The following is a 23,649-nucleotide window of genomic DNA, read 5'->3' as shown; positions in this document are numbered from 1 at the left end:
TCACCATGAGCGCGAACGGTGAGGCTCCCTTCTTCAATGCCCCCGAGCTCACTCAGCGCGACGGCACTCTGTCCCAAGCACCAGGCGAGACGTTCGCGGACCCGGTCTCCGGACTGGTCACCGCGGGGCCGGAGCCCCGTGCCGCGGCTCCGAACGGCCACGAGCCCGCCGCCTTCCCGGTGGCCGGACCCGTGCAGCCCGACGAAGAGGTCGTGCGCCGGATGGTCGAGGAGACGCTCCGCGAGGAGAGCGAAACCGGCGCGAAGGCCCCGGAGGCGATCCCGCCCGCGGGCACCTTGGCGGTGAACGGCGAAAACCCGCCGCTCGGGGTGCTGCCGCGGCAGCGGAACCGGCAGCGCACCTGGCCGACCCGGCCACCGCAGCTGCTGCGGCCCCTCCGCCAGGACCCGCTGCCGGACGAGGACGCCGACGACGTCGACGTCGTGCCGGTCAAGCGGCGGAAGCTGCCGAAGATGCCGGCGGTGTCGATGCCGGCGTTCAACCGGCCGTCGTCGAGCGCGGCGGGCGTGATGCTCGCCGTGGTGCTGCTGATCGTGTTCGGTTTCGTCGCCATCGAGATGGTGTCGAGCCTGGTCAGCAGCGTGACGGGCCTGTTCGACTAGCGTTCGCTCGCTGTTCCCCACCCCACCGGGACCTCGGGGCCGTCCGCGAGGCAAGGGCCGATCGGGCTACCCTGGCTTCACGGTCGGGCTACCTCACGAGGACGTCCGGCACCGCGGTGACTAGTGGGGTGGGCGTATCAGCGAGGGCGTGCGGTCGGTACCCGGGGCCGGCCCGGGTGCGTCGTCGGGCGCCGAGGCGTCCACGATCAACCGGGTCCGGCGGGTACTGGCGATCAAACCTTTCCGGCGGCTCTGGGGCGTCACGTACCTGTGCAGCGTGGCCGACTGGCTGAACATCCTGGCCCTCACCGGCCTGGCCACGAAGCTGACGGACAACTACTTCGCCCAGAACTTCGCGTTCGTCGGCGTGGTGCTGACCGGCTTGGCGCCGGGCCTGCTGTTCGCCCCGGTCGGCGGGCTGCTCGCGGACCGGTTCGACCGCCGCAAGGTCATGGTCGTCGCCGACCTGCTGCGGTGCGGGTTCCTGCTGTCCATCGCCATCGTCAGCGCGCCCTGGTGGCTGCTCGCCGGGAACTTCCTCGTCGGCTGCGCGTCGAGCATGTGGATCCCCTCGAAAGAGGCGGCCGTCCCCAACCTGCTCCGCCGTCCCGACCAGGTCGAGACCGCCAACCAGCTCGGCATGGTGATGACCTACGGCCTCGCCGTCATCACCGCGGCCGGGGCCAACGCGGCCATCACCGGCGTCAACACGACGTTCCACCTGTTCCCGGGCGACCCGAGCCTCAACATCGCGAAGCTCGTCGTCATCATCACCGGCCTGCTCTACCTGGCCAGCGCGATCCTGATCGCCACCCGGATCCCCGAGCTCTCGCTGCGCAACGTCCACGCGCTGCCGGAGCAGAAGGTCAAGCAGGCCGACGAAGAGAAGTTCGGCGTCGGCCAGATGATCGCCGACGGCTTCCGGTTCATCCGCAGCACGCCGCTCGTGCGCGGCCTGCTCGTCGGGGCTTTCGGCGCGTTCGCCGCGGGCGGGGCCGTGATCGGCTCGGCCAAGCCGTACTCCTCGAGCCTGCTGGCCGGTGACTCGGCGTTCAACCTGCTGGTGCTGGCCGTCTTCCTCGGCCTGGCCACCGGCATGGCGTTCGCGCCCAAGCTCGCCCGGCGCCTGGCGCACGACCGGCTGTTCGGCATCTCCATCATCGCCGCCGCGCTGTCGCTCCTGGTTGTGGCGCTGTCGCCGCACCTGGCGGTCGCGCTGATCGCCGTCTGCTCTGTCGGCATCTGGGCCGGGACGGCGTTCCTCACCGGCGTCACGATCATCGGCTCGCGCGTCGAGGACGCGATCCGCGGCCGGATCAACGCGATCTACCAGCTGATGATGAAGCTGGTGCTGTTCGGCACCACGGTCACCGTGCCGGTGCTGGTCGGCCTGGTGCAGCGGCACACGATCACCGTCTGGGGCAGCCCGCTCACCATCGACGGCACCCGCCCGGTCATGCTCGGCGGCGCCGCGATCGCGCTCGTCGCCGGGCTCTTCGCCTACCGGCAGATGGACGACAAGCGCACCGAGCCGATCCTGTCCGACCTGCGCAACGCGCTGCGCCGCACCCCGCGGCGGGTCAACGGATTCCTCATCGCCGTCGAGGGCACCACCGCGATCAACACCGCGATCCAGGCCGTCAACCTGGCCGACTGGATGCGCGGCGGCACCCGCCCGGTCGTGGTCGCCGCCGACCCCGCGCTCGACGACCAGCGGCTCACCGCGCTGGTCTCCGGGGCTTCACTGACCGGGGCGCGGGCCCAGGCGCTGGCCGCCGCCGCGGTACGGGCCGACATCGTCGAGCGGCACGTCCAGCCGGCGCTGGACGCCGGTTCGGTGGTCGTGATGGAACGGTTCGTCGACTCGCCGCTCGCGCACCTGTCCGCCGTCGCCGGCCTGGACAGCGACGAGCTCGAGGGTCTCGCCGACTGGGCGACCGGGCGGCTGCGCCCGGACCTGACCGTGCTGCTCGACGCCGCCCCGAACGGCGCACCGCGCGACAAGTCGGCCGCCATGAACGACCAGTGGCGCGTCCAGCACCTGCTGACCGAGATGGCCGCGGCCGATCCGGACCGGTACGTCGTGATCGACGCCGACGGCACTGACGCCGAGGTCGCCGAGCGGATCCGCACCGCGCTGCGTGCCGTGTTCGTCGGCCGGCTGGCCGCGCTGGCGCCGACGACCGAAAAGCCGGTGACGCTGCCGCTGGACATCGATGAACCCCTGCCCGTCGAAACCCCGGAAGAGCCTCGCGTGGAGGCGAAGTGACGACGACCGAGCGCATCGGCGTCTGGAACCAGGTGGTCGGCCAGGAAGCCGCGGTCGAAACGCTGACCTCGGCCGCGTCGGCCGCCGCGAAGATCGTCGCCGGCGAGCCCGCCCCACCCGGGGCGATGACGCACGCGTGGCTGCTCACCGGCCCGCCCGGGTCCGGCCGCTCGGTGGCCGCGCGGACGTTCGCCGCGGCGCTGCAGTGCAGCACCGGCACCGGCTGCGACGCCTGCCCCGGCTGCCACACGACGATGGCGGGCACGCACGCCGACGTCCGGCTCGTGGTGCCCGAAGGCCTGTCGATCTCGGTCGCCGAGATGCGCGCGCTGGTGCAGGCCGCCGCGCGCCGCCCGACCACCGGCAACTGGCAGGTCGTCATCATCGAGGACGCCGACCGGCTCACCGAAGGCGCGTCGAACGCCTTGCTGAAAGCCGTCGAAGAGCCGCCGGACCGCACGGTCTTCCTGCTCTGCGCGCCGTCGGACCACCCCGAGGACATCTCGGTGACGATCCGCTCGCGCTGCCGCTTGGTGACGCTGCGGACGCCCGCCCCGGAGGCGATCGCCGACGTGCTGGTGCGCCGCGACCACGTCGACCCGGAGCGGGCGCACTGGGCCGCTTCGGTGTGCGGCGGTCACGTCGGCCGCGCGCGCCGGCTCGCCACCGACGAAGCCGCGCGCCAGCGCCGGGCCACCGTGCTGCGGATCCCGCTGGGCTTGCGCCGTCCCGCCGACGTCTTCACCTGCGCCGACCAGCTGATCAGCGCGGCCGAGGCGGACGCGGGCGAGGCGAGCAAGGGCCGCGACGAGGACGAACGCAACGAGCTGCGGACGGCGATGGGCGGCGACGGCGTCGGCAAGGGCGTCGCCGGCGCCAAGCGGGCCGCCGAAGCCGCGGTCAAGCAGCTGGAGAAGAAGCAGAAGTCCCGCGCCACCCGGACGCAGCGCGACACGCTCGACCTGGCGCTGGTCGACCTCGCCGGCTTCTACCGCGACGTCCTGGTGACGGCCACCCGCTCCGGCGCGACGCTCAACCACCCCGACCACGCGGACCAGATCCGCGAAGCGGCTTCGGCGTGGACGCCGGAATCGACGCTCCGCCGGCTCGAAGCGGTGCTGGAGTGCCGCGAGGCGATCGACCTGAACGTCAAGCCGCGCATCGCCGTCGAGGCGATGGTCACGACGCTGCGCCAGGGCTGAAACGCGAAGAACCCCCGCCGGGAAAGCTCCCGGCGGGGTTCCTTCACTGCCTTCGCGTCACTCGCGCGGCCGCGGTGACGGCTTGAACGGCTTCTCCTCGACGGCGACCGCCAGCGGGCGACGGCGCGTCCCCGGCATCGCGGCCACCATCACGACACCCAGCAGCAGCATCGCGGTGCCCGACCAGAACAGCGGCACGGTGTCGTACGCGCCCCCGGTGTACGCGAGGTTCTTCACCGGCCCCTTCGGCGCCTGGCCACCCGCGGGCGGCGTCGACGTCGACCCGCAGACGACCCCGCCGGTCGGCGCGTACGCCCGCGCGATCTGCTCGCCGAGCGACAGCTGGGCCAGCGACGACGGCAGGTTCTTGGCCTGCTCGTCCGGCAGCAGGCTCTTGAGCTTGGTCGTCGGCAGCAGCTGCAGGTCGAACATCCGCGCCGACGCGCCCAGCTGGAAGCCCTTGAACGGCGTGGTCATGTTCGCGGACTTCTGGTCCAGCCCGGCGATGCTCAGCCGCAGCACGCCGAGGTCGAGCACGGTGCCCGCGGTGTTGCCGACCTGCTGGAGGCCCTTGGTGAGCGTGGAGACCAGCCCGCCGACCACCGGGATGTCGTCGACCTGCCCGAACTGGTCGCTCAGGCCCTTCAACGGCAGCCCGATCGGGATGTCCTTGGTCGGGTGCGCGGCGTCCAGCGTGTACAGCGTCTTGCCGCCCGCCGCGATGGTCAGCACCGGCGCGGTGTAGTCCACTTTGGACGTCTTGGCGTCGCCGGTGGAGGTCACCTTGAGCGTCGGCTGGCTGGCCACCTTGATGCTCAGCGCCAGCGGCGTGCCCTTGAGGATCTCGATGTCCGCGCCCTGCAGCGTCGACGTCGACTGCACGGCCTTGTTCTTCGAGCCCGGGATGTCGACCAGCTTGACCTGCGAGCGCGACGACAGCGTGTTCGGCAGGCTCAGCAGCGAGCCGGTGCCGTTGGCCGCGGTCTGCCCGCCGCCCTGCAGCAGGCCGCCGAGGCTCTGCAGGCCCTTGGTCAGGTCGAACCCGCTCGCCAGCGACCCCGGGTCGAGCTTCGGCTTCAGCGCGTCCAGCCCCAGGTTCGGCATCGACGGGATGACGTTCAGCAGCGACAGGCTCGCCACCGACGTGCTCGCGTCAGCGATCGTGTCGACGCACGGCCCGAGCGTCTGGCTCCACCGCGCGTGCGCGCTCCCGTTCAGCACCCCGACGTTGAGCAGCGGGTTCGACGGCCCGTTCAGCCCACCGCTGATCGGCTGCGGGTTGTCCGGCAACGCGGTCTGCACGACGCTGCCCGGCGTCTGCGGCGCGTTCCCGCCCACCGACAACCCGAACGGCGACGCCTGCGCGATCGACTTCTCGTAGCTCAGGTAGGCGTCCGAGTTCGCCGACGCGCTCGACAGGCCCATGCCCGCCTCGAGCGCCGACTGCTTCGGCAGGGTGTCGCCGAACCCGGGCAGGATCGTCTTCGTCGGCACGGCGTTGGGCAGCAACCGCACGATCCCGAGCGCGGTCCCGGCATCCCCGACCGCCTGCCCCAGCGGCTGCGGCCCGACCGGCGCCGAGATCGGCGCCTGCCCGGAACTCGCCGGCTGCGGGATCGGCGTCGTCGGATAAGTGGGATCGGCGTTCGCCGGCGCCGCGCTGAACAGCAACAACGCCGCGGCCGCCGGCAGGGCCACCGAACGGGGCAGTCTTCGCCGCATGTGCCAGAGCCTCCAGATAGGTCGACCGGTGAGTGAGACCGGCGTCATAGGGCCCTAACGACGGTCCCCCCGGAAAGTGACGGCACGAGCTTCCGCTACACTTGCTGACGTCGCCAGCGCGAGCCGGAGACATGCCGCCTTAGCTCAGTCGGCCAGAGCGATTCACTCGTAATGAATAGGTCGGGGGTTCGATTCCCCCAGGCGGCTCGACAAGGTTGCTGGCCCCTGCCCCTCGAGGGCAGGGGCCGTTTCTTGTCTCGCGTATCTTGCGGGGCTTCGCCCCGCGCCCCGCCCGGAGGGCTCCGCCCCCGGCCCCCCGTCGTGGTTGCGTTCGGCGTGAACCTTGCGAAATTGTTTGGGGGAACCACCCTTATGGGTCAAGTTGGAGATGGCGAAGGCCCCCGGCTTGTGGCTGGGGGCCTTCGGAAGAGCGGGGGGCTTTACTTCGGCGGGTTCAGTTTCACGACCGTTGCCTTGGCGTCGCCGCGGGGGGTTCGGTAGGTGATCTCGTCGCCGGATTTGGCGCCGACCAGGGCCAGGCCGAGGGGGCTGTCCGAGGTGATCGCGTCGGCGTCCTCGCCCGGGACCGTGACCACCTGGAACGTCTCTTCGTCGCCGTCCGGGAAGCGGAGGGTCACCGTGGTGCCGTCCGGGAGCTGGGCGTTGCCGTAGCCGCCGTGTTCCATCTTCGCGGCCAGGTCGGCGATCTGGCGGTCGAGCCGGGCGGCCGCTTCGGCGCGGTCGATCACGTCCGCCTGGTCCGCCGCGTCGCCGGTGCGCTCCTGCTCGCCGGGTTGCGGCGCGAGGGCCTCCCGCTGCGCGCGCAAGTTCGCGATTTCCTTCTCCAGCTGGCTGCGCGCAGCCGGGCTGAGCCCCTTGTCCCCTGAGATCACCATGCCGCGCATTGTCCGCCGCGCGGACCGGGGTGGCCAATCCGGTTTTTCACCCGAAGGTCACCCGCAGGACGTCTGCCCTAGGATTCGGGCCTGTCGTCCGGAAAGAAGGTAACGAGAATCACCGTGAGCGCAGTCCCCGGTCGCAGCGACCGGCTCTCTCCCAACCAGCTGGCCAAGCAGGAACAGATCGTCGAAGCCGCGCGCGTGGTGCTCGCCCGCGACGGCCTCGCCGGGTGCACCGTCCGCGCCATCGCCGACGCCGGACCGCTCACCAAGAGCGCGATCCACTACTACTTCGCCGACATCGACGTCCTCATCGACCGCGCGATGGCCGCCCACATCACCGCCTTCGCGGCGGGCCTGCGCGAGGTGGCCGCGAAGCACGACGAACCCCGCCAGCGGCTCTTCGCCGTCCTCGAGGAGTACCTGCGGGTCTTCGCCGCCAACCCGAACGCGGCGTTCCTCTGGTTCGAGTACTGGATCGCCGCCGGGCGGGCGCAGCACCCGCAGGCCATCGACGTCATGCTCACCTCGCTCGCGGAACTGCTCGCCGAGCTCCTCGCCCCGCTCGACGTCGACGACCCGCGGGCGCGCGCCCGGGCGCTGCTGTCGTACCTGCTGGGCACGGTCGTCCAGCAGCGGGTGCGCCCTCGGCCGTTCGCCACGCTGCGTGCCGACATCGAGGCGCTCTGCTTCGCGAACTACGGCCAATAACGCCCAATAGATCCGTACGCGTACGGATTGTGCGGTACGTCCGGCTCCGGCCAAGGTCGAGGAACCCCCGAGAGCAGGAGACGTGATGCGCACACGAACGTGCACGGCGGCGGCCGCGGCCGTCCTCTTGGTGCTCACCGCCGGCGGCCAGGCCGGTGCCGCCCAGCCGGACGGACCACAGGTCTACGAAGTGACCGGCACCGGCACCGCCCAGCAGCGCACCGAGGTCGCGCGGACCGGCGCGGACATCCTCGACGTCGAAGGCGCGACGACGACGATCATCGCCAACCCCGGCGAGGCGGCCCAGCTGCGCGCGCTCGGCTTCGGCGTCAAGGCGCTCGGGAAGGTGAACCGGCCGCAGGGCACCGAGACCGTCGAAGACTTCCCGGCCGGCTACACCGGCTACCACACCTACGCCGAGACGCAGACCGAGCTGCAGAAGGCCGTCGCGAACTACCCGGCGCTGGCGAAGCTCGGCAGCGTCGGCAACTCCTACGAGGGCCGCGCGCTGTCGGTGCTCAAGATCAGCGACAACGCCGGCACCGACGAGAACGAGCCCGAGGTCCTCTTCACCTGCAACCAGCACGCGCGCGAGCACCTCACCACCGAGATGTGCCTCCGCATCGTGCAGCGGCTGACCAGCGGGTACGCCACCGACCCGGCGATCAAGCGGCTCGTCGACAGCGCCGAGATCTGGGTGGTCCCGAGCGTCAACCCGGACGGCTCCGAGTACGACATCTCCGGCGGCACGTTCCACAGCTGGCGCAAGAACCGCCAGGGCCCCGGCACCGACACCAACCGCAACTGGGGCTACAAGTGGGGTTGCTGCGGCGGCTCGTCGGGTTCGACGTCCAGCGAGACCTACCGCGGCACGGCGGCCTTCTCCGCGCCCGAGACCCGCGCCGTCTCGAACTGGGTGAACTCGCGGGTGGTCGGCGGCGTCCAGCAGATCAAGACGCACATCGACTTCCACACCTACTCCGAGCTGGTGCTCTGGCCCTTCGGCTACACCTACGCCGACACCGCGCCGGGCCTGACCGCGGCCGAGGCGCAGAAGTTCCAGTCGCTCGGCAGGCAGATGGCCGCTACCAACGGTTACACGCCGCAGCAGTCCAGCGACCTCTACATCACCGACGGCAGCGTCAACGACTGGATGTGGGCGCAGCACAAGATCTGGAGCTTCACCTTCGAGATGTACCCGAAGGGCAGCAGCCCGGGCTTCTACCCGCGCGACACGCAGATCGTGCCGCAGACCACGCGCAACGACCAGGCCGTGGACATCCTGATCAACGCCGCGATCACGGGCTGAGCGCGCGGGGGCGGTTTAGGGTCTGGGCATGCCTCTGTTCTCGTTCGAAGGGCTCAGCCCGCAGGTCCACCCGGACGCCTGGATCGCCCCCACCGCCACCCTCATCGGCGACGTCGTCGTCGAGAAGGACGCCTCGATCTGGTTCGGCGCGGTGCTCCGGGCCGACTTCGGCCGGATCGTCATCCGCGAGGGCGCCAACATCCAGGACAACTCGGTGATCCACGTCAACGACGGCGTCTGCGAGGTCGGCAAGAACGTCACCGTGGGTCACCAGTGCCTGGTGCACGACTGCACGATCGGGGAGCAGGCGCTGATCGGCAACGGCTCGACGGTGCTCGACAAGGCGAAGATCGGCGCGCGGGCGCTGGTCGCGGCCGGGGCGACGGTCACGCCGGCGACGGAGGTGCCCGGCGAGGTGATCGCGATGGGCAGCCCGGCGAAGAAGTTCGTGCCGCTGACCGACTCGGCGCGCATGTGGGTCGAGCACAACGCGGCGATCTACCAGGAGCTGGCCCGCCGGCACCGCGCGGGCACGAAACCGGTTTGACCCTCCAGTAACTGGAGACCCTAGCTTCGGGGCATGGCTCCGAAGAAACTCACCCACCAGGTCACCCTCGAGCTCACCGCGGGCAACGCGCCGGTCGTCGACCTCGGCAAGATGCTGGGACAGACCGGGGTCAACCTCGTCGAGGTCAAGAAGGCCTACGACGCGTCGACGGCGGCGCAGCGCGGCGACATCGTGCCGGTCGTCGTCTCGGTGTTCGAGGACCGTTCGTTCGCGCTGCGGCTCAAGACGCCGCCGACGTCGTTCCTCATCAAGAAGGCGTTGGGGGACAAGGGTTCCGCGCGGCCGGGGCACGAGGTCGCGGGCAAGCTGACCAAGGACCAGCTGCGCGAGATCGCCGAGCGCAAGCTGCCGGACCTCAACACCTCCGACGTCGAAGCGGCGATGCGCACGATCGCGGGCACGGCGCGTTCCATGGGCGTCGTGGTCGTGGACTGACGTGCGCAAGCACGCGGTCGTGCCGCCGTTCCACGCGCTGGACCCCGAGCTCGGGGTGGCGGAACGGTTGCTGCGCCAGGGAAATCCGGAGCTGAGCGCGATCGTCGCCCGGCTGCCCGACGAACACGCGGCCGCGCGCCGCCTCAACGCCGTGCTGGCGGAGGCCGGGGCGCGGCCGCGGCTCGTCGACACCGGTGCCGCGTGGCGGATCGTCTACGTGACGCCGTACGCGGGCACCGGCGAGCTGGCCGCCGGCGCGGCCGGGCTGGCCGAACTCGTCACGGTCGGCGGCTGGCGGCGGGTGAAGCGCTGCGCCACCTGCGCGAAGCCGTTCTGCGACCGGACTTCGGGGTGCACCCGCAAGTGGTGCGCCGAACACCGCCGGTCTTCGAGCGGGGTGGACTAGGCTCTGACCCGCAGCAGCGACTGGCGCCATCGAGGTGGAGCACCACCGGGAAGCGACGACGAGGCCGGCACCGCGCGCCTGGGTGAAGGCCACTCCAGAGCCGGAGTACGCCATGACACACCAGCCAGCACTGAACGCGCTGACCGCCGCCGACCCGCAGATCGCCGGGCTGGTCGAGGACGAAGCGAAGCGCCAGCACGACAAGATCCGCCTGATCGCGTCGGAGAACTACGTCTCGCAGGCCGTCCTCGAAGCGACCGGCAGCGTGCTCACCAACAAGTACTCCGAGGGCTACGCGGGCAAGCGGTACTACGAGGGCCAGCAGTTCATCGACCAGGTCGAGCAGCTCGCCATCGACCGGGCGAAGGCCGTGTTCGGCGCGGACCACGCGAACGTCCAGCCGTACTCCGGCTCCCCGGCGAACCTCGCGGTGTACCTCGCCTTCGCCGAGCCCGGCGACACCGTGCTCGGCATGGGCCTGCCCGACGGCGGCCACCTCACCCACGGCTGGGGCGTGTCCGCCACCGGCAAGTGGTTCACGCCGGTGCGCTACGGCGTCGCCAAGGAGACCGGCCGCGTCGACCTCGACCAGGTCCGCGACCTCGCCCGCGAGCACCGGCCGAAGCTGATCTTCTGCGGTGGCACGGCGATCCCGCGCACGATCGACTTCCCGGCGTTCGCCGAGATCGCCGCGGAGGTCGGCGCGGTGCTCGTCGCCGACATCGCGCACATCGCCGGCCTCGTCGCGGGTGGTGCGCACCCGTCGCCGGTCGGGCACGCGCAGGTCATCACGACGACCACGCACAAGACGCTGCGCGGCCCGCGCGGCGCGATGATCCTCTCCGACGCCGAGCACGCCAAAGCCGTCGACAAGGCCGTGTTCCCCGGCCTGCAGGGCGGCCCGCACGACCACACGACGGCGGCCATCGCGGTCGCGCTCGGCGAGGCGCAGCAGCCGTCGTTCAGCGAGTACGCGCACACGATCGTCGCCAACGCCCGCGCGCTGGCGGACGCCCTGCTGGCGAAGGGGTACGACCTGGTGTCCGGCGGCACGGACAACCACCTGCTGCTGATCGACCTGACGAACAAGGCCGTCGCGGGCAAGCCGGCGGCGAAGGCGCTGGACCGCGCGGGCATCGAGCTGAACTACAACACGGTCCCGTTCGACCCGCGCAAGCCGTTCGACCCGTCCGGCATCCGGCTCGGCACGTCCGCGATCACCACCCGCGGCCTCAAGCCGGAGCACCAGCCCCAGGTGGCCGACTGGATCGACCGCACGGTGACGGCGGCCGCGGCCGACGACGACTCCTCGCTCGACACCATCGCCGCGGAGATCCGCGAGTTCCTGACGCCGTTCCCCATCCCGGGCTACTCCGCCTGACGCACCACCCCAGGGCGGCACTTTCGTAGGGAAAGTGCCGCCCTTGGCGTGTCCGGGGTCACGGGAAAGTTTGGTTGCATCATACAAGCTTTGGGGGAATACTTGGTCGAGGCAAGTAGTTGAGGGGTACAAGCAACTACGCGGAGACTTCCCGAGGGAGACCACCATGAGCGACACCACCACGGCGGAAGGAGCAGCCGCTACGAACGGCAAACTGACCCACCGCCAGATCCTGACCGTCCTGTCCGGGCTGATGCTCGGCATGTTCCTCGCCGCACTCGACCAGACGATCGTGTCGTCGTCGATGCGCACCATCGCCGACGAGCTGCACGGCCTGTCCCTGCAGGCCTGGGCCACCACGGCGTACCTGATCACCGCGACGCTCTCGACGCCGCTGTACGGCAAGCTGTCCGACCTCTACGGCCGCAAGCCCATGTACCTGACGGCGATCTCGCTGTTCCTGGTCGGCTCGCTGGCCAGCGGCATGGCGACGTCGATGTACGAGCTGGCCGCGTTCCGCGCCTTCCAGGGCCTCGGTGCCGGTGGCCTGATGTCGCTGGCGCTGGCGATCATCACCGACATCACCGCGCCGCGTGAGCGCAGCAAGTACCAGGGCTACTTCATGGCGGTGTTCGGCATCTCGAGCGTCGCGGGCCCGGTCGTCGGCGGCTTCTTCGCCGGCATCGACACCTTCGCCGGCATCACCGGCTGGCGCTGGGTCTTCCTGGTCAACGTCCCGATCGCGCTGGCCGCGCTGGTCGTCGTCACCAAGGTGCTGAACCTCCCGCACACCCGCGTGGACCAGAAGGTCGACTACTGGGGTGCCGTCGCGCTGGCCACCGGCCTGGTGCCGCTGCTGATCGTCGCCGAGCAGGGCCGTGAGTGGGGCTGGGGTTCCGCCGCTTCGATCGCGATGTACGTCGTCGGCGGGCTCGGCGTGGCCGCGTTCGTCTGGATCGAACGCCGGATGGGCGACGCCGCGCTGCTGCCGCTGCGGCTGTTCAACCGGCCGGTGTTCCGGATGTCGACGCTCGTCACCGTCGTGCAGGGCGCCGGGATGTTCGGCGCGATGATGTCGCTGCCGCTGTACCTGCAGATCGTCAAGGGCGCGACGCCGACCCAGGCCGGCCTGCAGATGCTGCCGCTGACGCTGGGCATCATGTCCGCGAGCATGACCAGCGGCCGGATCATCTCGAAGACCGGGCGCTACAAGATGTTCGCGGTGGCCGGAATCGGCCTGATGGCGGCGGCGCTGTTCGCGCTCTCGACCATCACCGTCGACAGCTCGCTGGCGCTGGTCATGGTGATCGCCTTCGTGATCGGCCTCGGCCTCGGCGCCTCGATGCAGACGCTGGTGCTGGCCGCGACCAACGACGTCCGCCCGCAGGACATCGGCGTCGCCACCTCGGCGGCGACGTTCTTCCGCCAGATCGGCGGCACGGCGGGCACCGCGGTGTTCCTGTCGATCCTGTTCGGCACGGTCGGCGACCGGATCGCGAACGCCGTCCGCTCGGCGATGACCAGCCCGGCGTACGTGTCGGCGCTGGCGCAGAACCCCGCGTTCGCGCAGCAGCTGAAGAGCGGCGCGCTGGACGTCAACGACACGTCGTTCCTGTCCACGCTCGACCCGACGCTGGCCCGGCCGATCCTGCAGGGCTTCGCCGAGTCGATGAGCACGGTGTTCCTGGTCGGCGGGATCGTGCTGACCGTCGGGTTCGCCCTGGTGTGGTTCCTCAAGGAGAAGCCGCTCTCGGACAAGTCGGCGATGGAGCAGCGCGCGGAGGCCGAAGAGACTCCCGCCCTGGCTTTGGCGCACTGACCCACTGAAAAGCCGTGAAGGCCTCCTTACCGGGCAAAAAAGCCGGTAAGGAGGCCTTCACGGCGTTTGGCAGCTAGTGGGCCGCGCCGCCGTTGGCCTCTTCCTTGGCCAGGCGGTCGGTCTCGCGCTCGTACGAGCGGGCGATCTCGTTCTCGGCCTCGGCGCGGCCGACCCAGGACGAGCCTTCGACGCTCTTGCCGGGCTCGAGGTCCTTGTAGACCTCGAAGAAGTGCTGGATCTCCAGCTTGTGGAACTCGTTCAGGTGGTGGATGTCGCGCAGGTGCTCGAGGCGCGGGTCGTTCGTCGGGACCGCGAGGACCTTGTCGTCCGGGCCCTTCTCGTCGGTCATCCGGAACATGCCGATCGCGCGGCAGCGGATCAGGCAGCCCGGGAACGTCGGCTCCTGGACGAGGACGAGCACGTCGAGCGGGTCGCCGTCCTGGCCGAGGGTGTCGTCGATGAAGCCGTAGTCGGCCGGGTACTGCGTGGCCGTGAACAGGGTCCGGTCCAGCTTGATGCGGCCGGTCTTGTGGTCGACCTCGTACTTGTTGCGCTCCCCTTTGGGGATTTCGATCGTGACGTCGAACTCCACGGCGTCCTCGCTGCTTCTTTTGTAGATCCGGGCGTGCCCACCCGTCGTGGGCGGCAACCTTCATGACTGTCTTGACGTCTCCTAGTGTGGACTACGGCCTGCCGCGCGTCCGCATGGATGTCGGCCACGCGGCATGTGACCTTGGCCCCTCCACGGGGCAGGTGAGAAGGAGTGGTGGGTGCCGGAAAACGACCAGCCGATGTGGCCTTCGTCGGACGAAGACCGCTCGTCGTCGGGCGCGCGGAAGACCACCCCGATGTCCCTGCCCGACCCGCCGGCGAAGGCCCCGGAGGGGTCCGGCGTGCCGAAGGTCACAGGCAGCGACGCCCCGAAGGGGTCGTGGTTCGCGCCGAACGTCGAGCCTGAGCCGGTCCCCGGGCTCAACGCCCCGGCCGAGGAGCCGCCGCCCCCGCCGCCACCCGCCAAGCAGGACCTCGCCGACCGGCTCGGCAGCCGGGAGCCGAAGCGGCCGGCCGAGGCGGGCACCGAGTACCTCCGGGCCTCGCCGCCGGTCGCCGAGAGCACGCAGTTCATCGAGGTCAAGCAGCCGCCCGTGGTGCCGGTCGAGCGCGACGTCTGGCCCGCTGAGCAGCAGGAACGTCGTGAGGAGCCGCAGCAGCAGTGGCGTGAGGAACTGAAGTTGTGGCGGGAAGAGCAGCAGCGCCGCGAGGAGCAGCTGAAGCGCGCTGACGCCCAGCGCCGTGAGGAGCAGCGGCCGGAGGGATCTCAGCAGCCCTGGGCCCAGCGCATCGAGCTGCGGGAGGACCGCGGTGGCGACCGCGCGGCCGAGCCGGGCGACGGGCGGTCTGGTCTGGGGTCGGAGTCGCCTCGTGGTGGTGACCGTTCGGCTGAGCCGGGTGACCGGCTGGCCGGTCTGGCGCCGGAGTCGCCTCGTGGTGGTGACCGTTCGGCTGAGCCGGGTGACTGGCAGCCTGGCCTGGCGTCGGAGTCGCCTCGTGGTGGTGACCGCGCGGCTGAGGTCGGTGACCGGCGCGCCGGTCTGCCCTCGGAGCCGCCTCGCGGTGGTGACCGTCCGGCCGAACCCAGCGATCGGCGCCCGGGTCTGCCCTCGGAGCCGCCTCGTGGTGGCGATCGCCCGGCCGAGCCGGGTGACCGGTGGTCTGGCTTGCCGTCGGAGTCGCCTCGTGGTGGTGACCGTCCGGCTGAGTCCGGTGACCGGCGCCCCGGTCTGCCGCAGGAGTCGCCTCGCGGTGGTGACCGCCCGGCTGAGCCGAGTGACTGGCAGCCCGGCCTGGCGTCGGAGCCGCCTCGCGGTGGTGACCGTCCGGCCGAACCCAGCGATCGGCACCCCGGCCTGCCCCCCGAGCCGCCCCGCGGCGTCGTGCCCTCGGCGTCCGCCGGCTCGCTCGCCCGGCCGCAGCGGATCGAGCCGGACGGGCAGCGGTTCGACGCCGAGGCGACCGTCGGGATCGAGCGGCCCACCCAGTTCCCCGCCGCCTTCCAGCAGCAGCCGCAGCCGCGCACCGAGCCGCCGCGGCCCGACCAGCAGCAGCCGCCGTCCGCCGCCGAAGCGCCGCCGGTCGAGGAGCCGCCGAAGAAGAAGCGCAAGGGCAAGCTGATCGCGCTCGTCGTGGTCGTCCTGCTGGTGCTGGCCGGGGGCGGGGTCGCCGCGGCGATGCCGAAGGTGTCGAACCGGCTGGGCCTGCCGTGGGCGCCGAACGCGCCGAAGGGCGACAGCCCGGAGCCGGCCGCCGCCACGCGTCAGCTGGCCGGGCCGGACAACACCGGGCAGGCGCCGACCGCGAACGGCGTCAAGTCCGTGCTCGCCTCGGCGGCCGGCAACGGCGCGCTCGGCCAGCTCACCGGCAGCGTCATCGACCCGGTGACCGGCACCGTGCTGTGGGACCGCGGCTCGTCGACGCCGGTCACCCCCGCGTCGACGACGAAGGTGCTCACGTCGGCGGCCGCGCTGCTCTCGCTGGACCACAACCTGCGGCTGTCGACCAAGATCGTCCAGGGCGCGGACCCGGGCACGGTCGTGCTGGTCGGCGGCGGCGACACGACGATCACCAACCTGCCGCTCGGCACGGACTCGCCGCTCTACCCGGGGGCCGCGCACGTCGACGACCTCGTCGCGCAGGTCAAGAAGGCCGCGCCCGGCGTCAAGAAGGTGCAGGTCGACCTGAGCCTGTTCAAGGGCGCCACGACCGCGCCGGGCTGGGAAGCGGGCGACGCGCCGTCGACGTACGCGACGCAGATGGCCCCGGTGATGGCCGACGGCGGCCGGCTCAGCCCCAAGGACAACAACTCGCAGCGCACGGCGAACGCGGGCAGCGCGCTGGCCTCGTCCATCGCCTCGAAGCTGGGCGCCTCGCCCGGCGGCCAGGCGAGCGCGGCCAAGGACGCGAAGGTGCTCGGCGAGGTCAAGTCGGCGCCGCTGACCGAGCTGGTGTCCGACCTGATGGTGCTGTCCGACGACGTCCTCGCCGAGGCGATCGCCCGGCAGGTGGCCCTGGCCAACGGCGAGGAAGCGAGCTACGCCGGCGGCGCGAAGGCGACGATCAAGGTGCTCAAGGACCACGGGTTCGACGTCTCGGGCGTCGAGCTGTCCGACGGCAGCGGGATCTCGTCGCTCAACCGCATCCCGGCCCGGCTGCTGACCCAGCTCCTGGCGGCCGCGGCGGCCCCCGAGGGCAAGAACCCGAGCACCGGGAAGCTGCGCCCGGTGCTGGCCGGTCTCCCGGTCGCGGGCGGCTCCGGCACCCTCGCCGACAAGCGGTTCGACACGCCGGCGTCCCAGGCGGGCCGCGGCTGGGTGCGGGCCAAGACGGGCACGCTGACCGGGGTGAACACCCTCGCGGGCCTGGTGCTCGACCAGGACGGCCGGGTGCTGGTGTTCGCGTTCATGTCCAACGGCTCGGACACCGACCCCGGCCGGGACGCCATCGACGTCCTCGCCACGAGCCTCCGCAAGTGCGGGTGCGCGTAGCGGCGTACCTCTCCGTGTGCGAACCGTACGAAGATCGTGGCCGGAAACGCCCACCGGCCAGGTAGCGTCGGAAGGGTGAGTCAGGAAACCGAGACCCGGCCCATGGTCGACTGGGCGATCGCCGCGCAGACCGGCGCGCTGCTCGTGCGCGGCGGCCCGTCGGTCCCGCGCGAGGAGGCCGAAGCGGCCGTCACCGATCTTCGCGAGCTGACGATGGAGGCCGAGGGGCACGTCCGGCAGCTGACGAACCTGGGTCTCGACCTGCCGCTGCTGCCCGGCGAGGTCGTCGACCGGCCCGGCTGGGTGCGCTCCGCCGCCGCCGGGCTCGACGCGCTGACCGGGCGCGCGCTGCCGCAGCAGGGCGGGGCGCTCGGGCCGATCCTCGCCGGGGGCGCCGGCGTCCAGACCGGGCTCGTGCTCGCCTTCCTCGCCAGCCGCGTGCTGGGCCAGTACGACCCCTTCGGCGGGCCGGAGCGGGATGGCCAGCTGCTGCTCGTCGCGCCGAACGTCGTCGCCGCCGAACAGGCGATGAACGTGCCGGGCCACGACTTCCGGCTCTGGGTCTGCCTGCACGAATGCACCCACCGGCTGCAGTTCACCGCGGTCCGGTGGCTGCGCGACTACTTCGCCGACGAGGTCGAGCGGCTCGTCTCCGGCCTCGCCGGCGGGGGCAGCGACAGCCTGTCGGACCTGTTCGGCAGGCTGCCCGAGGCGATCAAGCAGGGGCCGAAGCTGAACCTCGCGGAGCTGCTCCAGTCGCCGAAGGAACGCGCGGTGTTCGACCGGCTGCTGGCGCTCTCGACGCTGCTCGAAGGCCACGCCGACTACGTGATGGACGCCGTCGGGCCGCGGGTCGTCCCGAGCGTCGACACGATCCGCGCGCGGTTCACCGCCCGGCGCAAGGGCGGTGGGGTCTTCGACCGGCTGCTGCGCGCGCTGCTCGGCGTCGACGCGAAGATCCGCCAGTACGAAGAAGGCGCGAAGTTCACGAAGCACGTCGTGGACGCCGTCGGCATGGACGGCTTCAACGCCGTCTGGCGCTCGCCGAACACCCTGCCGTCGCGCGCCGAGATCGCCGATCCGGCGGCGTGGGTCCGGCGCCTGCACGGATGACCGGGCCGGCGGTCGCGGCCGTCCGGCGGGCCGTCCGCGCCTTCCTGGAGGGCGTCGAAGCGCCGGCCGAACTCTGCGTCGCGGTCTCCGGCGGCGCCGATTCCCTCGCGCTGGCCGAGGCCACCGCGTACGTCGGGCACCACCGCGGCCACGTCGTCCGCGCGCTGGTCGTCGACCACGGCCTGCAGGAGGGCTCGGGCAAGATCGCGCTCGACGCCGCCACGGCCGCGAAGGCGCTCGGCGTCGACGAAGCCGAGGTGCGCCGCGCCGACGTGACCGGCCCCGGTGGCCCGGAAGCCGCCGCGCGCAACGCCCGCTACCGGGCGCTGGCCGGGCACGAGCTCGTCCTGCTCGGCCACACCCTCGACGACCAGGCCGAAACCGTCCTGCTCGGCCTCGGCCGCGGCTCGGGCGCGCGCAGCGTCGCCGGGATGCGGCCGCACGACCCGCCGTGGGGACGGCCGCTGCTGGCCGTCCCGCGCGCCACCACCCGGGCCGCCTGCGCCGAGCTGGGCGTCGAGCCGTGGGACGACCCGCACAACGCCGAACCGCGCTTCACGCGCGTCCGGTTGCGCACCGAAGTGCTGCCGCTCCTGGAAGACGTCCTCAACGGCGGGGTGGCAGGCGCGCTCGCCCGCACGGCCGCGCAGCTGCGCGAGGACAACGAGGCGTTGGACACAATGGCGGACAGGATCTTCACCCGCGCGGGCGGCCCCGAAGGACTGGATGTGGGAGTCCTCGAGGGCGAGCCGCCCGCCCTGCGGCGGCGGGTTCTCCGCAGGTGGCTGCTGGGCTCGGGCGTGCGCGAACTCACCGACGGACACCTCCGCGCGGTCGACGGACTGGTCGCCCGGTGGCGTGGTCAGGGCGGCGTCTGGTTGCCCGGCAACTTGGAGGCGAGCCGGTGCCGTGGCAGGCTCTGCCTCACCTCCCAACCCACCACACGAGGAGAATGACCCGTGTACGAGGGCGAAATCGCCTCCGTGCTCGTCACCGAGCAGCAGATCAAGGACAAGATCGCGGAGTTGTCGGAGCAGATCGCCGCCGACTACCCGGCCAACGGGCAGGGCGAACTCCTGCTGGTGGGCGTCCTGAAGGGCGCGGTCATGTTCATGACCGACTTCGCCCGCGCGCTGCCGCTGCCGACGCAGCTGGAATTCATGGCCGTCTCCTCGTACGGCTCGGCGACGTCGTCGTCGGGTGTCGTGCGGATCCTCAAGGACCTCGACCGCGACATCGCGGGCCGGGACGTCCTGATCGTCGAAGACATCGTCGACTCGGGCCTGACGCTGTCGTGGCTGCTGAAGAACCTCGCGAGCCGCAACCCGGCGTCGCTCGAGGTCGTTTCGCTGCTGCGGAAGCCCGAAGCCGTGAAGGTGGACGTGCCGGTGAAGTACATCGGCTTCGACATCCCGAACGAGTTCGTCGTCGGCTACGGCCTCGACTACGCCGAGCGCTACCGGGACCTGCCGTACATCGGGACGCTGGACCCGAAGGTCTACACCTCGTAGTTCACCGACCGTTCACCGCAACCACCGGAATCGCGGAACCCCGGTCGCGAAGTTTGCGTCATAGGCTCTGATCACGTGCGTTAACCTATGCGAAGACCAGTCGTGCCCGCGGTGACCGGGTCGGGGGAACGGGAGAGAGCTCAAATGGGGAACAGCAGCGCTGCCGACGCGAACGCCTTCAAGGCCGCGGCCGCGGCGGGTCAGGTCGGGATCGACCCCGACGCCGCGCAGACCGTGCTGAACAAGATCCGCACCGGCAAGGACGCCGTCGAAGCGCTGCTCAGCAGCGCGGGCACGCTCGCCCAGCCGCCGAAGCTCGGCGACAACCCGGTCGGCAACGCGATGGCCGCGAAGTTCGTGCAGCGCGCCGACGGCGGTGGCGACTCCTACGCCGCCGCGCTGCAGAACCTGCTCGACCAGTACTCGGCCGCGGAGGAGGGCATCGTCACGGCGATGTCCCGCTACCACGAGATCGACAACGCCGCCGCCGACCCGTTCCGCAACGCCTGAGTCCTGAGGGGGATTTCGCAGTCATGGCTCCGAACCACAGCGACCAGCCGTCGTCGACCGACCCGGGTTCGCTCGTCCCGCTCGGCGACAACTCGGCGGCGCAGAACATCGTCGCCAACGCCCGCGGCAGCGCCGGCGGCTTCGACATGGGCAGCGACCGCGCGATCGCGAACCCGCCGAACTGGAACGCGCAGGAAAGCCAGCAGCTGTACGCCGGCGCGGTCAACAACAACGACCCCGGCACGGCCGAGGCGACCGGGCACGCCTGGGCGCACCACGGCACCGAGCTGAAGCAGGCGTCCGACCACCTGTACAACGCGATCGCCGAGCTGGGCAACGCGTGGGTCGGCCAGGGTGCCGGCGGCGCGCAGGGCGCGCTGGTGGCCATCGCCAACTCCGGTTCGCAGGCCTCCGACGCCGCGCACACGATGTCCGACCGGCTCGCCCGGCAGGCCGCGGCGGCCGCCGAGGTCAAGAAGATGCCGGCCCCCAAGGACTACGACCCCAAGCAGGCCATGGCGGCGGCGCTCGCCGGCGGTCCGGCGGCGCTGATCGCCGACCAGAAGGCGCAGGCGGACGCGGCCAACGACGTCAAGGCGCAGCAGGTCGCGTTCTTCAACGCCTACACCAAGGCGATGAGCGAGGTCGACAGCTCGACCCCGAGCTTCGGCCCGGAGTCGCTCGGCATGAAGCCGACGGGCTCGCACAACTCCGTCTCGTTCAACTCGGTCAACGCCGTCGGCAGCACCGGCCCGGTCCAGGGGCTCCCCGGTGGCGCGGGCGACGCGATCTTCGCCTCCAGCGGCTCCGGGTTCGGCGGCGGCGCGTTCGGCGCGCAGCACGCGGCCGGCGTGGCCGGGGCGGGCCACGGCGGGCCCGGCGGCTTCGGGGCCGACGCGGCCTCGCTCGGCAGCGACGCCCCCGGCGGTTCGGCCCCGGGCACCGGTGCCGGCTCCGTGACCGGGGCCGGCCAGGTCGCCCCGGGCGGCACGGCGGCCGGTGGCGGCAGCCCGCTGGGCAAGATCGGGATGGGCCTCGGCATCGGCGGCGTCGCCGGCGGTCTCGGCGCGCTGGCGTCGCGGGCGCTCGGCGCGGGCAGCAAGTCCGGCTCGAAGGCCGAGAACGACACGACCCTGGCTTCGGCCGAGGGCCAGAGCGCCGCTTCGCAGCAGGCACCGCAGCAGGGGCTCGTCTCGTCCGCCGGCACCATCGGCGGGCAGCAGGCCCCGCCGCCGATGAACCCGGGCGGCATGGGCGGCATGGCCCCGCAAGGTGCCCAGGGCGAGCAGGACGAGGAGCACACGCACGCGTCCTTCCTCATCGAGGCGGACCCGGACGAGGCCTTCGGCGCCAACCAGGCGACCCCGCCGCCGGTCATCGGCGCGTGGTCCGGGGACGACGAAGACCGCTGATCCTTTCGGGCCGGGCACGCCGACGGTGTGCCCGGCCCGGTTTCTCTTGGGGGTGGCTCGATGCCGAACGCTGAGCTGCTCACCCCGGTCGAGGTGGACTTCCTGTGGGAGTCCGCCGGGCTGGGCGAGCTGCCGTACCCGCTGCGCATCCGCTCGCACGGCGCGACCGTCGACGAGCGCGCGCTGCTGCGCCGCCGCACGCTGGAGGGCCTCGTCGCACGCGGGCTCGCCGACGGCCGCGGGCGGCCCGAACCGCACGTCGAGGACTACTTCGGCGTGCTGGCGACCCCGGAACTGAGCCTGGACGCCGTCCAGCTGATCGCCCCGGACGCCGAGCCGCTGCTCGCGGTGGCGGGCGTGCTGGGCGGGCAGGGCCTGCTGGCGGTGCAGGACCGGCAAGGCCTGCACCTGCAGCCGTGCCCGACCGACGGCCTCGCCAGTGCGATCGTCTCGCTGCTGCCGGGTGCCCCGCGCGGCAGCGAGAAGTCGATCACGGTGCCGCTGGAGCAGCTGGTCGGCGCGCACGGCGTCGACTTCCTGCAGCGCCGCGGCAACGGCGACGAACGCTCGTCGGCGGACGAGGACCGCAAGGCACTGGCCCGGCTGCACGCCCAGCCCCGCCTGCGCGGCGGCCAGATCGCGGCCAACGCGCGTTCGCGGATGGGCGGCCGCACGCGGACGCCGGTGCTGAGCTGGTTCGACACCGAGACGGGCCGCTACTTCACGCAGGCGACCAGCGGCCGCGACGGCCGCGACTGGATCACGATCGCCCCGGCGGACGCGGCGACCCTGCGCCACCGCCTCGGCGAGATGCTGGCGACGGCGGCGGGTTCGGCCGCGCCGGTCTGACGGTTCCCGAGGGGCGTGGCGTTTGCGGCCAGGCGCCCGGCAAAGCCGGGCCGGCGCGGCCGGTCAGCGATGTCATGAAAGGGTCGTTCACCTCACCAGCCGACATGAACGACCCTTTCACGACATCTCCGCGGCGCCGGGCCGACCACGGCCAGGCGACTCCGCCGCCGGTCACCCGCTCGCCGGCGCGAGTTTGCCGGGCCCCAGACACCACAGGGCCCGCCCGGCGCCACTCGCCACGGCCGGCGCCGGTGGGCTCCTGCCGGCACCACCGGCCACCTCTGCCAGGATCGGGCTCCGGCTTCTCCTAGCGTGCTCGGCCGGCGCTCACTTTTCGTCGGTGGTGCGGGCTACGCTGAGCAAGAGTCCGATCCGGGAGAGTAATGATGCAAGAGTTCTTCTCGCCGCTGGCGTTCGACTTCCTCTGGGAGTCGGCGCAGGTCGGGGAGCTGCCGTACCCGCTGCGCGTCCGGTCGCACGGCGCGACCGAGGACGAGCGCGTTTCCCTGCGCCACCGCATCGACGTCGAGCTGAAGGCGCGCGGCGTCCGTGAGCAGCGGGGCACGCTCGCGCCCCCGATCGAAGACGCGCTGCACCTGCTGGCCTTCGCCCCGCTGACCATCGACGCGCTGCACATCCCGCAGTTCGAGGCGCCGACCGTCGGCGTGCTCGCGGCGGCCGACGACAGCAAGGGCGTGCTCGCGGTCCAGGACGCCGACGGCATCTGGCTGCGTGACCTGGCGCCGGACGCGCTGGTGTCCGCGGTCGTCGACGTGCTGCCCGCCGGCCCGCGCGGCAGCGAGGCGTCGGTCACGCTCCCGCTGGACGACGCCCTGCGCACGCCCCCGATCCGGGTGCCCGTGTCGCTGCCGTCGGCGCCGGGTGAGGAAGAAGACAAACGCCGGGGCAAGGCACGCCGCACCCCGCTGAGCGAGCGCGTCACGGCCGACCCGCGGGAGGCGTACGGCCGCCTGGCCGGGCAGCCGCGGCAGCGGGGCGGTCAGCTGGCAGCGAACAGCCGTTCGCAGGTCGGGGCCAAGCAGCGGTCCCGCGTCCTGGCCTGGTTCGACACCGCGACCGGCCGCTACCTGAGCCTCTCCCGCGCAGGTACGGACGGTCGGGAGTGGGTCACGGTGGCCCCGGCCGACCCGGCGACGTTGCGGACGCGGCTGGGCGAGATGGTGAGCAGTGTGTCCGACGGCACGCGCTAGCGTGAACCCCGTCGGCACCGGCCGGGAACCCCGGCGCGGTATCGCCCGTTGACCTGCGAGAGGCTCACAGGGGATGAACGCGGCAGCGGACGGTACCCTGATGGGACGGCAGCCCGGGCACCACGGGTTGTCAAGATCGTGATGGCGGGTATCACAG

General features: G+C 71.9%; 21 protein-coding genes and 1 tRNA gene. 19 read left to right on the top strand and 3 right to left on the bottom strand.

Annotated features, from left to right (window positions below):
* Nucleotides 1-5 precede the first annotated feature (5 nt).
* The 3 genes from EIY87_RS14850 to EIY87_RS14840 all read left to right on the top strand — a co-directional run bounded on the left by EIY87_RS14850 (nt 6) and on the right by EIY87_RS14840 (nt 4,094).
* Nucleotides 6-623 carry a hypothetical protein gene (locus tag EIY87_RS14850; protein WP_225439873.1) on the top strand — a complete coding sequence of 206 codons (618 nt, stop codon included), beginning with the start codon at nt 6-8 and terminating at the stop codon, nt 621-623.
* Nucleotides 624-771: 148 nt separating this feature from the next.
* On the top strand, nt 772-2,892 hold the full coding sequence (locus EIY87_RS14845) for a bifunctional MFS transporter/dTMP kinase (protein WP_125308281.1): 2,121 nt from the start codon (nt 772-774) through the stop codon (nt 2,890-2,892).
* Entirely contained in the window at nt 2,889-4,094 is a 1,206-nt protein-coding gene (locus tag EIY87_RS14840) for a DNA polymerase III subunit delta' (RefSeq protein WP_125308280.1), read from the top strand. Before EIY87_RS14845 ends, EIY87_RS14840 begins: the two co-directional genes overlap by 4 nt.
* Nucleotides 4,095-4,151: 57 nt before the next feature.
* Here EIY87_RS14840 and EIY87_RS14835 read toward each other — a convergent pair whose 3' ends face one another.
* Nucleotides 4,152-5,816 carry a hypothetical protein gene (locus EIY87_RS14835; RefSeq protein WP_191984093.1) on the bottom strand — a complete coding sequence of 555 codons (1,665 nt, stop codon included), beginning with the start codon at nt 5,814-5,816 and terminating at the stop codon, nt 4,152-4,154.
* A 133-nt stretch (nt 5,817-5,949) separates the two neighbouring features.
* Between EIY87_RS14835 and EIY87_RS14830 the strand changes: the two genes are divergently transcribed.
* Nucleotides 5,950-6,023: transfer RNA gene (locus EIY87_RS14830), tRNA-Thr, on the top strand.
* Between the two features lie 233 nt (nt 6,024-6,256).
* Here EIY87_RS14830 and EIY87_RS14825 read toward each other — a convergent pair.
* Entirely contained in the window at nt 6,257-6,712 is a 456-nt protein-coding gene (locus EIY87_RS14825; protein WP_125308279.1) for a GreA/GreB family elongation factor, read from the bottom strand.
* 123 nt (nt 6,713-6,835) lie between these two features.
* Between EIY87_RS14825 and EIY87_RS14820 the strand changes: the two genes are divergently transcribed.
* The 7 genes from EIY87_RS14820 (at nt 6,836) to EIY87_RS14790 (ending at nt 13,344) form a co-directional block, all read left to right on the top strand.
* A complete protein-coding gene (locus EIY87_RS14820) occupies nt 6,836-7,426 on the top strand; it encodes a TetR/AcrR family transcriptional regulator (protein ID WP_125308278.1) in 591 nt (196 codons plus the stop codon).
* 85 nt (nt 7,427-7,511) lie between these two features.
* Entirely contained in the window at nt 7,512-8,735 is a 1,224-nt protein-coding gene (locus tag EIY87_RS14815; protein WP_125308277.1) for a M14 family metallopeptidase, read from the top strand.
* Nucleotides 8,736-8,763: 28 nt separating this feature from the next.
* A complete protein-coding gene (locus EIY87_RS14810; RefSeq protein WP_125308276.1) occupies nt 8,764-9,282 on the top strand; it encodes a gamma carbonic anhydrase family protein in 519 nt (172 codons plus the stop codon).
* A gap of 33 nt (nt 9,283-9,315) precedes the next feature.
* Complete coding sequence (rplK, locus tag EIY87_RS14805; protein ID WP_125308275.1) at nt 9,316-9,738, top strand: 50S ribosomal protein L11; 423 nt, start codon at nt 9,316-9,318, stop codon at nt 9,736-9,738.
* Between the two features lies 1 nt (nt 9,739).
* Complete coding sequence (locus tag EIY87_RS14800) at nt 9,740-10,144, top strand: hypothetical protein (protein ID WP_125308274.1); 405 nt, start codon at nt 9,740-9,742, stop codon at nt 10,142-10,144.
* A gap of 112 nt (nt 10,145-10,256) precedes the next feature.
* A complete protein-coding gene (locus EIY87_RS14795) occupies nt 10,257-11,525 on the top strand; it encodes a serine hydroxymethyltransferase (protein WP_125308273.1) in 1,269 nt (422 codons plus the stop codon).
* Nucleotides 11,526-11,691: 166 nt separating this feature from the next.
* On the top strand, nt 11,692-13,344 hold the full coding sequence (locus EIY87_RS14790) for an MDR family MFS transporter (protein WP_125308272.1): 1,653 nt from the start codon (nt 11,692-11,694) through the stop codon (nt 13,342-13,344).
* A gap of 73 nt (nt 13,345-13,417) precedes the next feature.
* On the opposite strand, the gene EIY87_RS14785 is transcribed toward EIY87_RS14790, so the two are convergent.
* Nucleotides 13,418-13,936: an inorganic diphosphatase gene (locus tag EIY87_RS14785; protein ID WP_125308271.1), complete on the bottom strand. Its 519-nt coding sequence runs from the start codon at nt 13,934-13,936 to the stop codon at nt 13,418-13,420.
* 178 nt (nt 13,937-14,114) lie between these two features.
* On the opposite strand from EIY87_RS14785, the gene dacB reads away from it, so the two are divergent.
* From dacB to EIY87_RS14745, 8 genes are all read left to right on the top strand, one after another.
* Nucleotides 14,115-16,886, top strand: coding sequence for a D-alanyl-D-alanine carboxypeptidase/D-alanyl-D-alanine endopeptidase (gene dacB, locus EIY87_RS14780; RefSeq protein WP_318531890.1), 2,772 nt, complete (start codon nt 14,115-14,117; stop codon nt 16,884-16,886).
* Between the two features lie 102 nt (nt 16,887-16,988).
* Nucleotides 16,989-17,999, top strand: coding sequence for a zinc-dependent metalloprotease (locus EIY87_RS14775; protein ID WP_125309761.1), 1,011 nt, complete (start codon nt 16,989-16,991; stop codon nt 17,997-17,999).
* On the top strand, nt 17,996-18,955 hold the full coding sequence (gene tilS, locus EIY87_RS14770; protein ID WP_125308270.1) for a tRNA lysidine(34) synthetase TilS: 960 nt from the start codon (nt 17,996-17,998) through the stop codon (nt 18,953-18,955). Before EIY87_RS14775 ends, tilS begins: the two co-directional genes overlap by 4 nt.
* A gap of 3 nt (nt 18,956-18,958) precedes the next feature.
* Nucleotides 18,959-19,510 (top strand): hypoxanthine phosphoribosyltransferase, encoded by a 552-nt coding sequence (gene hpt / locus EIY87_RS14765; RefSeq protein WP_125308269.1) that lies wholly within the window; start codon nt 18,959-18,961, stop codon nt 19,508-19,510.
* 144 nt (nt 19,511-19,654) lie between these two features.
* Complete coding sequence (locus EIY87_RS14760; protein WP_125308268.1) at nt 19,655-20,020, top strand: hypothetical protein; 366 nt, start codon at nt 19,655-19,657, stop codon at nt 20,018-20,020.
* 23 nt (nt 20,021-20,043) lie between these two features.
* Nucleotides 20,044-21,432, top strand: coding sequence for a hypothetical protein (locus tag EIY87_RS14755; protein ID WP_125308267.1), 1,389 nt, complete (start codon nt 20,044-20,046; stop codon nt 21,430-21,432).
* Nucleotides 21,433-21,492: 60 nt separating this feature from the next.
* Nucleotides 21,493-22,281, top strand: a complete 789-nt coding sequence (locus EIY87_RS14750) for an ESX secretion-associated protein EspG (protein WP_125308266.1) — start codon at nt 21,493-21,495, stop codon at nt 22,279-22,281.
* 383 nt (nt 22,282-22,664) lie between these two features.
* On the top strand, nt 22,665-23,492 hold the full coding sequence (locus EIY87_RS14745; RefSeq protein ID WP_125308265.1) for an ESX secretion-associated protein EspG: 828 nt from the start codon (nt 22,665-22,667) through the stop codon (nt 23,490-23,492).
* Nucleotides 23,493-23,649 lie beyond the last annotated feature (157 nt).

The organism is Amycolatopsis eburnea (assembly GCF_003937945.1).
Classification (GTDB): domain Bacteria; phylum Actinomycetota; class Actinomycetes; order Mycobacteriales; family Pseudonocardiaceae; genus Amycolatopsis; species Amycolatopsis eburnea.
The sequence above is the reverse complement of the archived record's forward strand: the minus strand, read 5'-3'. Positions and strand labels throughout refer to the sequence as shown.

What these genes read in the sequence shown, in the direction of transcription:
- EIY87_RS14850 (WP_225439873.1), top strand. Translation starts at nt 6, where the DNA reads ATGAGCGCGAACGGTGAGGCTCCCTTCTTCAATGCCCCCGAGCTCACT.
- EIY87_RS14835 (WP_191984093.1), bottom strand. Translation starts at nt 5,816, where the DNA reads ATGCGGCGAAGACTGCCCCGTTCGGTGGCCCTGCCGGCGGCCGCGGCG.
- EIY87_RS14825 (WP_125308279.1), bottom strand. Translation starts at nt 6,712, where the DNA reads ATGGTGATCTCAGGGGACAAGGGGCTCAGCCCGGCTGCGCGCAGCCAG.
- EIY87_RS14815 (WP_125308277.1), top strand. Translation starts at nt 7,512, where the DNA reads ATGCGCACACGAACGTGCACGGCGGCGGCCGCGGCCGTCCTCTTGGTG.
- EIY87_RS14810 (WP_125308276.1), top strand. Translation starts at nt 8,764, where the DNA reads ATGCCTCTGTTCTCGTTCGAAGGGCTCAGCCCGCAGGTCCACCCGGAC.
- rplK (WP_125308275.1), top strand. Translation starts at nt 9,316, where the DNA reads ATGGCTCCGAAGAAACTCACCCACCAGGTCACCCTCGAGCTCACCGCG.
- EIY87_RS14795 (WP_125308273.1), top strand. Translation starts at nt 10,257, where the DNA reads ATGACACACCAGCCAGCACTGAACGCGCTGACCGCCGCCGACCCGCAG.
- EIY87_RS14790 (WP_125308272.1), top strand. Translation starts at nt 11,692, where the DNA reads ATGAGCGACACCACCACGGCGGAAGGAGCAGCCGCTACGAACGGCAAA.
- EIY87_RS14775 (WP_125309761.1), top strand. Translation starts at nt 16,989, where the DNA reads ATGGTCGACTGGGCGATCGCCGCGCAGACCGGCGCGCTGCTCGTGCGC.
- tilS (WP_125308270.1), top strand. Translation starts at nt 17,996, where the DNA reads ATGACCGGGCCGGCGGTCGCGGCCGTCCGGCGGGCCGTCCGCGCCTTC.
- EIY87_RS14760 (WP_125308268.1), top strand. Translation starts at nt 19,655, where the DNA reads ATGGGGAACAGCAGCGCTGCCGACGCGAACGCCTTCAAGGCCGCGGCC.
- EIY87_RS14755 (WP_125308267.1), top strand. Translation starts at nt 20,044, where the DNA reads ATGGCTCCGAACCACAGCGACCAGCCGTCGTCGACCGACCCGGGTTCG.
- EIY87_RS14750 (WP_125308266.1), top strand. Translation starts at nt 21,493, where the DNA reads ATGCCGAACGCTGAGCTGCTCACCCCGGTCGAGGTGGACTTCCTGTGG.
- EIY87_RS14745 (WP_125308265.1), top strand. Translation starts at nt 22,665, where the DNA reads ATGATGCAAGAGTTCTTCTCGCCGCTGGCGTTCGACTTCCTCTGGGAG.